Below are 14,223 nucleotides of genomic sequence, written 5' to 3' on the forward strand. Positions count from 1 at the left end.
TGGGGGTCGGGTGCTCGGCCGAGGCTAGGCGACGCCGCCGACATCGTCAGCGGGCGTCGCCCGGCCTGTGGACGACCGGGCTCAGTGAGCGTCGGGACGCAGGACCTTGGTGCGCAGCACGGACTCGTTGAGCCCCAGCTGGCGGTCGAGCTCCTTGACGGTCGCGGGCTCGGCCTGCAGGGAGACCACGGCGTAGATCCCCTCGGCGAACTTGTCGATCTCGTAGGCGAGCCGACGACGACCCCAGACGTCGACGTTGTCGACGCTGCCGCCGTCGTTGCGGACGACGTTGAGATAGGTGTCGAGCGAGGGCTGGACGGTCCGCTCCTCGAGGTTCGGGTCGAGGATCACCATCAGTTCGTAGGTACGCACAGCGTGCTCCACCTCCTTCGGACTCAGGCGGCCACGGGACTTCCGTGGCAGGAGGGCTGTACAAGACGCGCTCCCGTCGGGGGAGCGCGACGAGCAAGGCTACCCCGCGCGACCGGTGGCGCCGAAATCGGCGACGGGCCGCGCACCCGCTCGCCGACGCGCCCGCTCCGCGCGCCGGCGGCGTACGCCGGGCACCAGCGGCACCACCGTCGCGCGGCCGACGGCCGTGGCGACGGCCAGCAGGGCCACGAGCGGCTCGAGGTCGCGCACGACGACCAGGCCGGCGACCAGGCCCACCACCCCCGTGACCAGCACGTGCACCGCCTGCGAGCGCACCCGCAGCGTGACGAGGTGCACCGCAAGCACCCCCGGCGGCGCGATGCCCAGGGCGAGGACCGTGCCGAACAGAGCCACGCCGACCAGCACGCTCGCCGGGTCGGACGCGGCCTCGGCGTACGTCGCCTCGACGACCGCGGCCAGCACGGCCAGCGCCACCACGCTGACGAGCACCGCGAGGGCGTAGCCCAGCGGGCCCGGCGAGGCGACGCCCTCCCACCAGCGCGGCGGTGGCGACGAGGGCCGCGCGTCTGTCACCGGCCGATCGTAGGCTCGGCCGCATGTCGAGCACCATCGCCATCGGCGCCCACGTCGACCAGACCGACCCGATCGCGGAGGCGCAGGCACGCGGCACCACCGTGGTGCAGTTCTTCCTCGGCGACCCGCAGGGCTACCAGGGGCCCGAGGTCCGCTACGAGGGCGGGGCCGCGGCGCTGCGGGCGGCGGCCGAGGCGGCGGGCGTCGACCTCTACGTGCACGCCCCCTACGTCGTCAACGTCGCCACCACCAACAACCGCATCCGCATCCCCAGCCGCAAGCTGCTGCAGCAGCACGTCGACGCCGCCGCCGAGATCGGCGCCAAGGGCCTGGTGGTGCACGGCGGCCACGTCAACAAGACCGACGACCCGGCCACCGGGTTCGACAACTGGCGCAAGGCGGTCGAGGCCACCGACCTCAAGCTCCCGCTGCTGCTGGAGAACACCGCCGGCGGCGACAACGCCATGGCGCGTCGGCTCGACCGGATCGCCGGCACCTGGGAGGCGATCCAGGCCGCCGAGGGCGCCGAGCAGGTCGGGTTCTGCCTCGACACCTGCCACGCCTGGGCCGGCGGCATCGAGCTGGCCACCGCCGTCGAGCGGGTCCGCGCGATCACCGGTCGCATCGACCTCGTGCACGCCAACGACAGCCGCGACGGCTTCGACTCCGGCGCCGACCGCCACGCCAACTTCGGCCAGGGCCACCTCGACGAGGCCGAGTTCGCCGCTGTCGTGCGCGACGCCGGCGCCCCCGTGGTCTGCGAGACGCCCGGCGGGCCCGACGAGCACCGCGCCGACTTCGCCTGGCTGCGCGAGCACGGCCTGTGACGGCACGGCCCGTGGCAGCACCGTCCGCGACAGCACCGTCCTCAGGAGCGGCGCCAGGACGCCGGGCGGTCCTCCTCGGTGCCGTCGGTGCCGTCGGTGCGGTGCTCGCCGGCTGCGGCTCCGAGCGACGTACGCCGCCCGCGGCGCCGTCCGGCGCCGAGCGGCTGCGCTACGGCGACCACCCCGACCAGGTGCTCGACCTGCGGCGGCCCGCCGGCGGGCGGGTGCTCGGCACGGTGGCGCTGCTCCACGGCGGCTACTGGCTGCCGCAGTACGCCCTCGACCAGCTCGACGGCATGGCCGAGCTGCTCACCGAGCAGGGCTGGGTCACCGCCAACCTCGAGTACCGCGCCGCCGGTGACGGGGGTGGCGTGCCGCAGACCCTCGAGGACGTCGCCGCCGCGCTCGACCTCGTCGCCGAGCGCGACGTGCCCGACACGGTGGTCGCCCTGGGCCACTCGGCCGGGGGGCAGCTCGCGGCCTGGGCGGCGGCCCGCTCCGCCGACCTGCCCGGCGGCGCGCCGCGGGTGCCGCTGACGGCCGCGGTCTCCCTCTCCGGCGTGCTCGACCTCACCACCGCCGCCACCGGCCCGGGCAGCAGCGACCCGGTGCAGGGCTTCGTCGGCGGCAGCCCCGACGCCGTGCCCGACGCCTACGCCGCCGCCGACCCGACCCTGCTCGCCCCCACGTGCCCGGTGGCAGCGGTGCACGCCACCGACGACCAGGTGGTGCCGGTGGCCCAGAGCGAGTCCTACGTCGCCGCCCACCCCGACCGGGCACGGCTGGTGGAGGTCCCCGGCGACCACTTCTCGATCATCGACACCGGTGCGGAGTCCTGGCGCACGATCGAGCGGCTGCTCCGCGAGGCTGCCTCCTCCGGGGGGTCCGGCTGAGGGTGCTCCACGGCCGTTAGGGTCGACGTCGTGGCTGACGCAGGCGTCTCCGTACGCACCATCGGGGCCGACGAGCACCGCGACTTCGTCGACGCCCTGGCCGGGCGCGGCGGGGCGGCGAGCTTCCTGCAGACCCCCGGCTGGGCCGCGGTCAAGCCGGAGTGGCGGGCCGAGTCGCTCGGCTTCCTCGTCGGCGGCGAGCTGCGCGGCGTCGCCCTGGTGCTCTACCGCCGGCTGCCGAAGGTGCGGCGCTCCCTCGCCTACCTGCCCGAGGGCCCGGTGCTCGACTACGACGCCGTCGGCGACGACCTCGCGGCCTGGCTCGCGCCGATGACCCGCCACCTGCGCGCCCAGGGCGCCTTCGGCGTGCGCATCGGCCCCGCCGTGGTCACCCGGCGCTGGTCGGCCGCCCAGGTCAAGGAGGGCATCGCCGACCCCGGCACCGCCTCGCTGACCAGCCTGCCGCCCAGCAGCACCAGCGACACCGGGCTCGGCGTGGTGGCGCAGCTCGAGCGGCTGGGCTGGCGCTCGCAGGCCGTCGCCGGGGGCTTCGCCGCCGGCCAGCCGCAGTACAACTTCCAGGTGCCGCTCGCCGGGCCCGACGGCACGCCGCGCACCGAGGACGACGTGCTCAGGGGCATGAACCAGCTGTGGCGGCGCAACATCAAGAAGGCCGACAAGCTGGGCGTCGAGGTCACCTCGCTGGCGCCGGGGGCCGACAGCCCCGAGCTGCAGGAGTTCCACGACCTCTACGTGCACACCGCCGAGCGCGACCACTTCACGCCGCGGGGGGCGGCGTACTTCCGGACCATGGCCGAGGCGCTCAACGGCGACGCCCCCGACCGGCTGCGGCTCTACCTGGCCCGCCACGAGGGCGACCTGGTCGCGGCCACGCTGTGGATCCGGGTCGGCAGCCACGCCTGGTACTCCTACGGCGCCTCGTCGACCACCAAGCGCGAGGTGCGCGGCTCCAACGCCGCCCAGTGGGCGATGGTGCGCGACGCGCTGGCCACCGGGGCCCGCGTCTACGACCTGCGCGGCATCACCGACACCCTCGACGCCGACGACTCCCACGTCGGGCTGGTGCAGTTCAAGGTCGGCACCGGCGGCGAGGCCGTCGAGCACGTCGGCGAGTGGGACCTCCCGCTGCCCGGCCCGCTCAACCGGGCGCTGTACGCCGCCTTCGCCGCCTACCTGCGCAGGAGGGGATGACGTGGCGCTGGTCCTGCACGTCGACGGCGAGCGGTGGCGCGACCACCTGCGCGCGGTGCACGCCGAGCGGCCCGGGCTGGTGCCGGTGGTCAAGGGCAACGGCTACGGCTTCGGGCTCGCCCGGCTGGCCCGGCGCGCGCAGTGGCTCGGCGTGGAGACGGTCGCCGTCGGCACCTACGAGGAGCTGCCCGAGGTGCACCAGCGCTTCCCCGGCTCGCTCGTCGTGCTCAGCCCCTGGCGCCCCTTCTCTCCCACCCCGGGCGAGCTCGGCGTCGACCCCGGCCGGGTCGTGCACACCGTCGGCCGCCCCGGTGACCTCGCCGCGCTCGTCGCGCGGTCCCGGGCCGGCGACCTCGGGCCCGACCGCCCCCGCGTGCTGCTCGAGCGGCTGACCTCGATGCTGCGCCACGGGCTGGGGCGCGACGACCTCCACGAGGCGGCGCGCCTCGTCCGCGACGGTGGCCTGCGGCTGGAGGGCGTCGCGCTGCACCTGCCGCTGCCCTCCCCCCGGGCCGCGACGAGCCGGGCCGTGCCCGGCCACGTCGAGGAGGTCGATGCCCTGGTGCGCGAGGAGCCGCTGGCCGGCCTGCTCGCCTCGGGCGGCCCGTCCGCCGCGCAGCTGTGGGTCTCCCACCTCGGCGTGGAGGAGCAGCAGACCCTCGCGCAGCGCCTGCCCGGCCTGCGGCTGCGCCCGCGCACCGGCACCGGGCTGTGGCTCGGCGACCGCGGGGCGCTGCGCGTCGGCGCGACGGTGCTCGACGTCCACCCGGTCGAGCGCGGCCAGACCTTCGGCTACCGCCAGCGCTCGGCGCCGCGCCGCGGCCACGTGGTCGTCGTCTCCGGCGGCACCTCCCACGGCATCGGGCTCGAGGCCCCGGTCGGCGAGGGCACCCTCAAGGCCCGCGCCGCCACCATCGCCCGCGGCAGCCTCGACGCCGCCGGGCTGGTGCGCTCCCCCTTCACCGTCGGCGGCAAGCAGCGGCTCTTCGCCGAGCCGCCGCACATGCAGGTCAGCATGCTGCTGCTGCCCCACGGCTCGCCCGTCCCCGAGGTGGGCGACGAGGTCGGCGTGCGCGTCCGCTACACCACCACGACCTTCGACCGGGTCGCCGTCGACTGAGCCGCTGGCTCGTCCGGGGGCCACGACGCGTCGGTGCGCACCGGGTCGCGGTGGGGCTGCAGCACCTCGCGCACCACGACGGCGACGAGCACCAGCTGGCAGGCGAGCCGCACCCAGATGGCCAGGTCGTAGGTCGGCGTGCCCCCGCCGCCCGCCTCGAGGTAGCCGCCGAGGTAGGCCCAGACCATCCAGAAGTAGAAGACCTCGCCGGCCTGCCACACCAGCAGCGCCCGCCAGCGCGGGTGGGCGAGCACCGCGAGCGGCAGCAGCCACAGCACGTACTGCGGCGAGTAGACCTTGTTGACCAGCAGGAACGCCGCCACCACGAGGAACCCCAGCTGCGCGAGCCGCGGAGGTTCGGGCGCGACCAGACCGAGCACGGCGACCATGACGCAGGCGCCGCCGAAGAACCACCACGACCAGTCGTTGATGACCTCCGGGGTGAAGCTCGCCCCGGCGTGCGTCATGGCCAGCCACACCGAGCCGAGGTCGGCGCCGCGGTCGGCGTTGAAGGTCCAGAAGACCTCCCAGCGCGACGGCGAGGAGAGGTACGCCGGGGCGTTGGCGAGCACCCAGGCGACGACGGCCCCCAGCACCGGCGCCACCACGAGCCGCGGCTGCCGGCGTCGTACGGCGAGGACCAGCATCGGTCCGAGCAGGAACAGGGGGTAGAGCTTCGCGGCCGTGCCGAGGCCCACCATCACGCCGGCGGTGACGAGGCGGCCCCGCTCCCAGGCCCAGAGGGCCGCCGCGACGAAGAGCACCGCCAGCAGGTCCCAGTTGACGAGCTGGGTCAGCCCCAGTGCGGGCAGCAGCACGAAGGGCAGCGCGTCCCAGGGCCGGTGCCGGTGGGTGCGGGCGAGGAACCACACGGCGCCGAAGCCGGCGAGCGCCAGCAGGACCGCGGTCACCAGGAAGTAGCTGTCGACCTCGGCCGCCATGCCGGGCAGGCCCCACACGCCGTCGGGCGGGGTGGCGCGGCGCACGTCGACGTCGGGCCCGTCCTGCGCGACCGCGCGGGTCAGGGCACCGGCGCCCCAGGCCAGGTAGGAGATCCCGACCGGGTACTCCATCACCTGGTGCCGGCCGCCGTCGTCGCCGTACGGCCACCAGCCCTCGGCGAGCCCCCGGCCGGTGTAGAGGTAGGGCACGTCGGAGTAGCAGCCCTTGCCGTAGCGGGCCTGGTCGTTGCTCCAGCCGGTCGACAGGCACGGCACGTGGTGCACGACCGAGAGCACCATCACCACGGCGTAGAGCGCCAGCAGCACGCGCAGCGGCGTGATCCAGCGGTGCGGGCGGGCGTGGCGCCCTGCCGGTCCGCCCGCCACGTCGGCGAGCGCAGCGGCCACGGGGTCGGTGCGGGTGGGCGCGACCACCCCGGGCTTGCTCACGTCGCGAGCCTACTGAGCCGGAGACCGGAGCCCGTGGTCCGGGCCGGCGGCACCGGGACGCCTACGGCTGCGGCTCACCCGGCTGCCGGCCGTCGTCCGGCGGCCCGCCGGGCAGCGTCGGCTCGCTGCCGTCGCCCGGCTCGGGCTGCGCCGTCTCCGGCGGCTGCGAGGGCTCCGGCCGCTGCGTCCGCGACGGGCTCGGCGACTCGCTGGGCTCGGGCTCCGGCTCCGGCTCGGGCTCCGGCGGCGGGGTGTAGGGCTCGTGGCCGCTCTCCGGCGGCGTGCCCTCGGCGAAGACGGGCGGCGGGAAGTCCTGCACGTCGAGGCCCGTCATGATCCGGCCCATGACGTCGCGGAACGTCAGTGCCGGGTACTGCCCGCCGTAGAAGGTCGGCAGGAAGCCGTCGAGCGCCTCGTTGCCCTGGCCGCGCACGTACATCACCGCGGTCGTGACCTGCGGGGTGTAGCCGACGAACCACGACGACGAGACGTTGCCGTCGGCGTTGGTGGCGGTGCCGGTCTTGCCGGCCACGGGACGGTCGGACAGCGCGGCGTTGCCACCGGTGCCGCTCGTGACGACCTGCTGCAGCGCGTAGCTGACGTCGGCGGCGACGTCGTCGGGCACGGCCCGCTCGGCGTCGCGCGGCGCCTTGTAGAGCACGCTGCCGTCGGCGACCCGGGTGACCCGCTTGACGACGTGGACGTCGCGGTGAGTGCCCCCCGTGGCGATGGTCGAGTAGGCGCTGGCCATCGAGATCGGGCCGACGGTCGCGGAGCCGAGCGCGATGGCGTTGTTGGGCTCGAGGCCGGGCGCGTTGCGCGGCACGCCCATCTTCACCGCCATGTCGAGCACGTCCTTCGGGCCGCCGGGCAGGGCGTCGGTGAGGTCGGCGAAGGCGGTGTTGACGGAGTTCTCGGTCGCCGTGAGCAGGCTGATGGCGGAGCCGAAGTTGGTGCCGGTGCCCTCGCCCTGGTTGCCGACCTCGCCGCCGCTGTCGAAGGTGTACGGCGCGTTGCCGTCGAAGGTGCTGCGCAGCCCGTATCCCGCGTCGAGGCCCGCGGCGAGGGCGAACATCTTGAACGTCGAGCCCGGCGAGCCGCCGATCCGGGCCCAGTTGAGCTGGCTGTCGAGGTAGTCCTGGCCGGCGTAGAAGCCCAGCAGTCCGCCGGTCGCGTTGTCGACCGAGGCGCTCGCGACGTGCAGGCCTCGCAGGCCCTCGGGCCGCTGCGCCGCGACGCCGTCGCGGTTGGCATCCATGGCCTGGCGGGTCATGGTGGTCTCGACCCGCAGCCCGCCGGTGTCGATGGTCTGCTCGTCGAAGCCGAGCCGCTGCAGCTCGTCCTTGACCATCGTCAGCATGAAGCCGCGCTGGCCGCCGTAGGCGTTGTCGCTCGAGCGCTCGACGATCTTGGGCAGCCGGTCGCGGATCCGGTCGGCGCGGCTGCTGTCGAGCGTGCCCATGTCGACCATGCCGTCGACGACGTACTGGTAGCGCCCGAGGAGCCGGGAGCGGGTCTCGTCGCTCTCGTCGGGCGACAGGCCGCTCGGGCTGTTGAGCACCGCGGCGAGCATGGCCGACTGGCTGACGTTGAGCTCGCTGGCCGGCTTGTCGAAGAACGCGCGCGCGGCGGCCTGCACGCCGTACGCCCCGCGGCCGAAGTAGATGGTGTTGAGGTAGCCCTCGAGGATCTCCTGCTTGGAGGTCTGCTGCTGCACCTTCAGCGAGAGGAAGGCCTCCTTGGCCTTGCGCTCGAGGGTGCGCTCCTGGTTGAGGTAGAGCAGCTTGACGTACTGCTGGGTGATGGTCGAGGCGCCCTGCGTGGCGTTGCCGCGGGCGTTGGAGAAGGCGGCGCGCAGGATGCCGCGCGGGTCGATGCCGCTGTTGGTGTAGAAGGTGCGGTCCTCCGCGGCGACCACGGCGTCCTGCATCGGCTCGGCGATCTCGGAGAGCGGCACCGACTGGCGGTTCTGCTCGGCGAAGGTGCCGATGCGCCCACCGCCGTCGTAGGTCACGTACGTCGCCTGCGCCTCGTACGCCGCGTTGGCGCTCGGGATCTCGGTGTTGCGGTAGGTGAAGTAGAAGATGCCGGCGAGCACCAGGGCCAGCACCAGCCCGGTGACCAGGGTCCACTTCGCGATCCGGCGCAGGCGACGCCCCCGGCCGCGGGGACGGCCGGACGTCGCGGTGGTCGGGGCGGTCTTGCTCACGTGAGTCTCCTCGTCCCGGTCGGCGGGCGGCCGGGTGCTCTCGGGGGTCCTGCTCGTGGGGGGATCGTGGTGCCGCGCGTCGACACGGGGCGGGTGGGCGCGACGGGATGCGGTCAGCCCGGGGCGACCGGCTCACCAATGTACGGGGTCGCCGAACCACGCCGGTGCGCTCCAGGCGGGGCGACGTGTCGTACGACACGTCGGATATATCGACTCGATAGGTTTGTGCGATGTAGCGTCGGGCACGACTGCGGCGGCGGCGCACACCCGTGCACCGAGTCCGACGACAGCCCATCAGTGCAGGCAGGAGGCGAGACGTGGCAGCCAGCAAGGCGGCGACCCTCGAGCTCGCGGTGCTCGGCCTGCTGCACGACTCCCCGCTGCACGGCTACGAGCTGCGCAAGCGGCTCAACCTGCTGCTCGGCTGGAGCCGGGTGCTGTCCTACGGCACCCTCTACCCCGCCCTGAAGCGGCTGCTCCGGTCGGGCCACGTCGCCGAGGACTCCAGCAGCACGCTCGGGGTCTCGCGGCGCCAGCGCATCGTCTACCGCATCACCCCCGCGGGCGAGGACTACTTCGCCGGGCGCATCACCGACGTCGGCCCCTCCGCCTGGGAGGACGAGGACTTCCAGATGCGCTTCGCCTTCTTCTCCCGCACCGACGCCGAGGTCCGGCTGCGGGTGCTCGAGGGCCGCCGCAGCCGGTTGCAGGAGCGGCTCGACCGGGCCCGCTCCAGCCGACCCCCGGGCGCCTCGGCGACCGGGCCGGTCGACCGCTACATGAGCGAGCTGCAGCGCCACTCGGTCGAGTCGGTCGAGCGCGAGCTGCGCTGGTTGACCGACCTCATCGAGGCCGAGCGCGGCGGTCGTGCCGCCGAGGGCCGCGGTGACCCCGACCCGCCGCCACCGCAGACCCGGTCAGGACCCCCAGCAGCACCATCCCCACCCGTTCCGCACCACGCACCAGATCGACAAGGAGAACCCCATGACTGAGAACACCCAGGTCCGGGTGGCCGTCGTCGGCGTCGGCAACTGCGCCAGCTCGCTCGTCCAGGGCGTCGAGTACTACCGCGACGCCGACCCCGAGGGCACCGTCCCCGGCCTCATGCACGTGAAGTTCGGCGACTACCACGTCGGCGACGTCGAGTTCGTCGCCGCGTTCGACGTCGACGCCAAGAAGGTCGGCTTCGACCTCTCCGAGGCCATCAACGCCTCCGAGAACAACACCATCAAGATCGCCGACGTGCCGCCGACCGGCATCACCGTCCAGAAGGGCCCCACCCTCGACGGCCTCGGTCGCTACTACCGCGAGACCATCGAGGAGTCGCCCGAGGAGGCGGCCGACGTGGTGCAGGTGCTCAAGGACACCCGCGCCGACGTGCTGGTCTGCTACCTCCCGGTGGGCTCCGAGGAGGCCGCCAAGCACTACGCGCAGTGCGCGATCGACGCGGGCGTCGCCTTCGTCAACGCCCTGCCCGTCTTCATCGCCTCCGACCCCGAGTGGGCCGAGAAGTTCCGCGCCGCGGGCGTGCCGATCGTCGGCGACGACATCAAGAGCCAGGTCGGCGCCACCATCACCCACCGCGTGATGGCCAAGCTGTTCGAGGACCGCGGCGTCGCTCTCGACCGCACCTACCAGCTCAACGTCGGCGGCAACATGGACTTCAAGAACATGCTGGAGCGCGACCGTCTCGAGTCCAAGAAGGTCTCCAAGACCCAGGCCGTGACCTCCAACGTCACCGGCTCGCTGGCCGGCAAGGTCCACGACAAGAACGTCCACATCGGTCCGTCCGACTACGTCCAGTGGCTCGACGACCGCAAGTGGGCCTACGTCCGGCTCGAGGGTCGTGCCTTCGGTGACGCTCCGCTCAACCTGGAGTACAAGCTCGAGGTGTGGGACTCCCCCAACTCCGCCGGCATCATCATCGACGCGGTGCGCGCCGCCAAGATCGCGAGGGACCGCGGCCACGGCGGCCCGCTGCTGTCGGCCTCGTCCTACCTGATGAAGAGCCCGCCGGTGCAGCGTGCCGACGACCTCGGCCGCGCCGCCGTCGAGGCCTTCATCGCCGGCGAGGACGACCACTGAGCGCCTGACCCTCGCTGGTCGAGCCCGTCGAGACCGACGCCCCCGCCGCACCCGCGGTGGGGGCGTCGTCGTCCGGTCAGCCGTTGAACATGCTGCCGAGCCCGCTGCCGCCGCCGGACCCCTGCTGGGGCGGCACGAACTCGTAGGGCTGCACGACGACGAAGCCCGGGCCGTGGAAGGCGTACTGGAACGCCTCGCCCGAGCCGCCGCGCAGCAGCGAGCCCATCTTCATGCTCGAGACGACCTGGGGCACGAGCCCGGCCGACCAGGCGACGGCGGCCTGCACGTCGACGTACGTCGGCTGCTGCGAGCAGTCGAGCACGACCGGCTTGCCGACGGTGCAGAGCGCGGTGGTGCCGGTGCCGCTGAGGGTGGTGTTGAACAGCCCGCCGGAGAGCATGCCCGCGCCCTTGACGCGGTTGATGTCCCACTGCAGGGCGGCGTCGAAGGCGAGCAGGTTGCGACCGTTGACCGACAGCGCGTCGCCGTCGAGGTGGAGCAGGTAGACGTAGCCGGCCTCGTGGGCGAAGAACACCTCGCCCTGGCCGCGCACCCGCATCAGCGGGAGGTCCTCGGAGGTCGCGAGCTTCTTCAGCAGCTTGCCGACGCCGCCCGCCTTCTCGTGCACGAACTCGACGCGGCCCTGGTAGGCCACCATCGTGCCCTTGGTCGCGAGCACGTCGTCGCCGAGCGAGACCCGCAGCAGCTGCGAGTTCTGCAACGCGAAGCGGTCGGTGCCCTCGCGCTCGAGGTTGGACTGGTCGAAGAGGTCGCTGCGCACAGGGGCAGCCTAGGGCTCAGCGCTCGGCGTCGGCCTTGATCTTCGCGAGCGTCTGCTGCATGCCCTGCTGCAGCTCCTCGGTGAACTCCTCGACGCCGCCGAGCACCCGCTCGGTCAGCTGCACCGACAGGTCGGAGATGCCCTTGGGGGCCTCGCGGCGCTGCACCACGCGGGTGCCGCCCGACGGGGTTTGGCTGAGGTCGAAGGACCAGACGGTCCAGTTCTCCTTGACCCGGAAGGCGACCCGCTGCTCGGGCACCATCTCGACGACCTGGCTCTGCGTCGGCCAGACGAGGAAGCCCTTGCGGTTGACGTTGATCATCTTGGCGCCCTCGCGCACCTCACCACCGCGCACGAAGACCTTGCGGCACTGCGGGCTCCAGCGCGGCATGTTGCGCAGCTCGGAGACCAGGCTCCACACCTTCGCGGGCGGGGCGTCGATCTCGATCTCGGCCTCGATCGGCGGGACGTCGGTGAGCGGCACGGTGGCTCCTCCAGGGTGTCGGTACGTCGGGTTACCTGCGGGTAGGTGCCCCACCGTGCCGGGTCGGTCGCTCGCAGGGCAAGCGGTCGTGTCCCATCTCGCAGTCAGGACGCCGCGGCCGCGGCCGTGCCGAGGTCGGTGACCAGGGCGTCGAAGGCGGTGCGGCGCTCCGCCTCCTCCTGCATGCGCAGCAGCGCGGACGGGTGCGCCGTGACGAGCACCGGACCGGCCTGCTCCTCCAGCACCCGCCCGCGCACCTCGCCGATCTTGACGGTGCGTCCCAGCACCGAGCGGGCCGCGGTGGCGCCGAGGCACACCACGACGCGCGGCTGCACCGCGGCGAGCTCGGCGGCGAGCCACGGGTGGCAGGCCTCGACGTGGGCGACCCCGGGCTTGGCGTGGATGCGCCGCCTCCCACGCTGCTCGAAGCGGAAGTGCTTGACGGCGTTGGTGACGTAGACGTCGCCGCGGTCGATCCCGGCCGCCTCGACGGCCTCGAGCAGCAACCGGCCCGCCGGACCGACGAAGGGGATGCCGCGCTGGTCCTCCTGGTCGCCGGGTTGCTCGCCCACCAGGGCCAGCCGGCCGCCGGCGGAGCCGGCGGAGAAGACGACCTGCGTCGCGGGCTCCCACAGCTCGCAGCCGCGGCAGTCGGGTGCCGCGGCACGCAGCGCGTCGACGTCGGCGTCGGCGGGGACCCAGGTCGCGGCGCCGGGTCGGTCGGGGGTGTCGGCCATGCGCGGGCGGTACCCGCGCCGAGGGGGCCTCAGCCCCGGGCGGCCCACCACTCCCGGAGCGCGGCGGTGGCCTGCTCGGGGGTCATCGGCCCGTGGTCGAGCCGCAGCTCGAGCAGGTGGCGGTAGGCCTCGCCGACCTCGCGGCCGGGGCCGATGCCGAGCACCTGCATGATCTGGTTGCCGTCGAGGTCGGGCCGGATCGACGCCAGCTCCTCCTCCTCGGCGAGCCGGGCGATCCGCTCCTCGAGGTCGTCGTAGGCCCGCCGGAGCCGCTCGGCCTTGCGCCGGTTGCGGGTGGTGCAGTCGGCCCGGGTGAGCACGTGCAGCCGCTCGAGCTGGTCGCCGGCGTCGCGGACGTAGCGGCGTACGGCGGAGTCGGTCCACTCGCCGTCGCCGTAGCCGTGGAAGCGCAGGTGCAGCTCGACGAGATTGCTGACGGCCTCGGTCTGGTCCTTGCTGAAGCGCAGCGCCTGCATCCGCTTGCGGGTCAGCTTGGCGCCGACCACGTCGTGGTGGTGGAAGGTGACGCTGCCGTCGTCGAGGAAGCGGCGGGTGCGCGGCTTGCCGACGTCGTGCATCAGGGCCGCGAGCCGCGAGACCAGGTCGGGCCCGCCGAGGCGGTGCTCGAGGTCGACCGACTGCTCGAGCACCGTCAGGGTGTGCTCGTAGACGTCCTTGTGGCGGTGGTGCTCGTCGCGCTCGAGCGCCAGGCCCGGCAGCTCGGGCAGCACGTGGTCGGCCAGCCCGGTCTCGACGAGCAGCCGCAGGCCCGCGACCGGGTCGGGCGCCAGCAGCAGCTTGACCAGCTCGTCGCGGACCCGCTCGGCCGAGACGATCCGGATCCGCTCGGCCATGTCACGCATGGCGGCGACGACGTCGTCGTCGACGGCGAAGCCGAGCTGGGCGGCGAAGCGGGCTGCCCGCAGCATGCGCAGCGGGTCGTCGGAGAACGACGCCTCGGGGGTGCCGGGCGTGCGCAGCCGGCGCTCGGCGAGGTCGACGACGCCGTGGAAGGGGTCTTCGAGCACCTTGCCCGGCAGCGACAGCGCCATCGCGTTGACGGTGAAGTCGCGCCGCGCGAGGTCGCCGGCGAGGGTGTCGCCGTACGCCACCGACGGCTTGCGGCTCTCGGGGTCGTAGGCCTCGGAGCGGTACGTCGTGATCTCGACCGTCCAGGGCCCCTTGCGGCAGCCGATGGTGCCGAAGGCGCGGCCGATGTCCCAGACGGCGTCGGCCCACCCGCCGAGCAGCCGCTCGGTCACCTCCGGGCGCGCCGAGGTGGTGAGGTCGAGGTCCTGCTGGAGCCGGCCCAGCATCGCGTCGCGCACGGGCCCGCCGACGAGGGCGAGCTCGTGGCCCGCCTCGGCGAAGCGACGGCCGAGGCCGTCGAGGACGGGCGAGAGGCGGTCGAGCTCGGCGGTCACCCGCTCCTGCACGTCGGTGATCAGCAGGGGCTCGGGGGACACGGGCGTCAAGTCTAGGTGCCGACCCGCCCTGCGGCACGGCCGCGTCGCGGGG

Annotated in this window: 14 protein-coding genes; 6 read left to right on the forward strand and 8 right to left on the reverse strand. The window is 73.8% G+C overall.

Features of this window, described 5'->3' with window-relative positions:
- Positions 1-81: 81 nt before the first annotated feature.
- Positions 82-372 (reverse strand): 30S ribosomal protein S6, encoded by a 291-nt coding sequence (gene rpsF / locus ACYU8I_RS04530; RefSeq protein WP_030483671.1) that lies wholly within the window; start codon positions 370-372, stop codon positions 82-84.
- A 99-nt stretch (positions 373-471) separates the two neighbouring features.
- On the reverse strand, positions 472-966 hold the full coding sequence (locus ACYU8I_RS04535; RefSeq protein ID WP_460837929.1) for a hypothetical protein: 495 nt from the start codon (positions 964-966) through the stop codon (positions 472-474).
- Positions 967-989: 23 nt separating this feature from the next.
- Between ACYU8I_RS04535 and ACYU8I_RS04540 the strand changes: the two genes are divergently transcribed.
- Genes ACYU8I_RS04540 through ACYU8I_RS04555 form a run of 4 tightly spaced genes read left to right on the forward strand, consistent with a single transcriptional unit; the run spans position 990 to position 5,018 of the window.
- Positions 990-1,793, forward strand: a complete 804-nt coding sequence (locus ACYU8I_RS04540; RefSeq protein ID WP_460837931.1) for a deoxyribonuclease IV — start codon at positions 990-992, stop codon at positions 1,791-1,793.
- A gap of 11 nt (positions 1,794-1,804) precedes the next feature.
- A complete protein-coding gene (locus ACYU8I_RS04545; protein ID WP_460837934.1) occupies positions 1,805-2,686 on the forward strand; it encodes an alpha/beta hydrolase family protein in 882 nt (293 codons plus the stop codon).
- Between the two features lie 30 nt (positions 2,687-2,716).
- Positions 2,717-3,898 (forward strand): lipid II:glycine glycyltransferase FemX, encoded by a 1,182-nt coding sequence (locus ACYU8I_RS04550; protein ID WP_460837935.1) that lies wholly within the window; start codon positions 2,717-2,719, stop codon positions 3,896-3,898.
- Between the two features lies 1 nt (position 3,899).
- On the forward strand, positions 3,900-5,018 hold the full coding sequence (locus ACYU8I_RS04555) for an alanine racemase (RefSeq protein WP_460837937.1): 1,119 nt from the start codon (positions 3,900-3,902) through the stop codon (positions 5,016-5,018).
- Here the strand turns inward: ACYU8I_RS04555 and ACYU8I_RS04560 are convergent.
- Positions 4,979-6,409, reverse strand: coding sequence for a glycosyltransferase family 87 protein (locus ACYU8I_RS04560; protein ID WP_460837939.1), 1,431 nt, complete (start codon positions 6,407-6,409; stop codon positions 4,979-4,981). The genes ACYU8I_RS04555 and ACYU8I_RS04560 overlap by 40 nt on opposite strands.
- Before the next feature lie 61 nt (positions 6,410-6,470).
- Positions 6,471-8,618, reverse strand: coding sequence for a transglycosylase domain-containing protein (locus ACYU8I_RS04565; protein WP_460837942.1), 2,148 nt, complete (start codon positions 8,616-8,618; stop codon positions 6,471-6,473).
- A gap of 317 nt (positions 8,619-8,935) precedes the next feature.
- Between ACYU8I_RS04565 and ACYU8I_RS04570 the strand changes: the two genes are divergently transcribed.
- A complete protein-coding gene (locus ACYU8I_RS04570; RefSeq protein ID WP_460837944.1) occupies positions 8,936-9,610 on the forward strand; it encodes a PadR family transcriptional regulator in 675 nt (224 codons plus the stop codon).
- Entirely contained in the window at positions 9,603-10,703 is a 1,101-nt protein-coding gene (locus tag ACYU8I_RS04575; RefSeq protein WP_460837946.1) for an inositol-3-phosphate synthase, read from the forward strand. Before ACYU8I_RS04570 ends, ACYU8I_RS04575 begins: the two co-directional genes overlap by 8 nt.
- Before the next feature lie 76 nt (positions 10,704-10,779).
- On the opposite strand, the gene ACYU8I_RS04580 is transcribed toward ACYU8I_RS04575, so the two are convergent.
- From ACYU8I_RS04580 to ACYU8I_RS04595, 4 genes are all read right to left on the reverse strand, one after another.
- Positions 10,780-11,484, reverse strand: a complete 705-nt coding sequence (locus ACYU8I_RS04580; RefSeq protein WP_460837948.1) for an AIM24 family protein — start codon at positions 11,482-11,484, stop codon at positions 10,780-10,782.
- Between the two features lie 16 nt (positions 11,485-11,500).
- A complete protein-coding gene (locus ACYU8I_RS04585) occupies positions 11,501-11,968 on the reverse strand; it encodes an SRPBCC family protein (RefSeq protein WP_460837951.1) in 468 nt (155 codons plus the stop codon).
- 104 nt (positions 11,969-12,072) lie between these two features.
- Positions 12,073-12,705: a UdgX family uracil-DNA binding protein gene (locus tag ACYU8I_RS04590; protein WP_460837953.1), complete on the reverse strand. Its 633-nt coding sequence runs from the start codon at positions 12,703-12,705 to the stop codon at positions 12,073-12,075.
- Between the two features lie 29 nt (positions 12,706-12,734).
- A complete protein-coding gene (locus tag ACYU8I_RS04595) occupies positions 12,735-14,171 on the reverse strand; it encodes a CCA tRNA nucleotidyltransferase (protein ID WP_460837956.1) in 1,437 nt (478 codons plus the stop codon).
- Positions 14,172-14,223: the final 52 nt, after the last annotated feature.

Source organism: Nocardioides marmoraquaticus, assembly GCF_054777915.1.

Bases quoted from the DNA above. Each gene is read 5' to 3' on its own strand.
- ACYU8I_RS04590 (WP_460837953.1), bottom strand. From the start codon at position 12,705: ATGGCCGACACCCCCGACCGACCCGGCGCCGCGACCTGGGTCCCCGCC.
- ACYU8I_RS04540 (WP_460837931.1), top strand. From the start codon at position 990: ATGTCGAGCACCATCGCCATCGGCGCCCACGTCGACCAGACCGACCCG.
- ACYU8I_RS04575 (WP_460837946.1), top strand. From the start codon at position 9,603: ATGACTGAGAACACCCAGGTCCGGGTGGCCGTCGTCGGCGTCGGCAAC.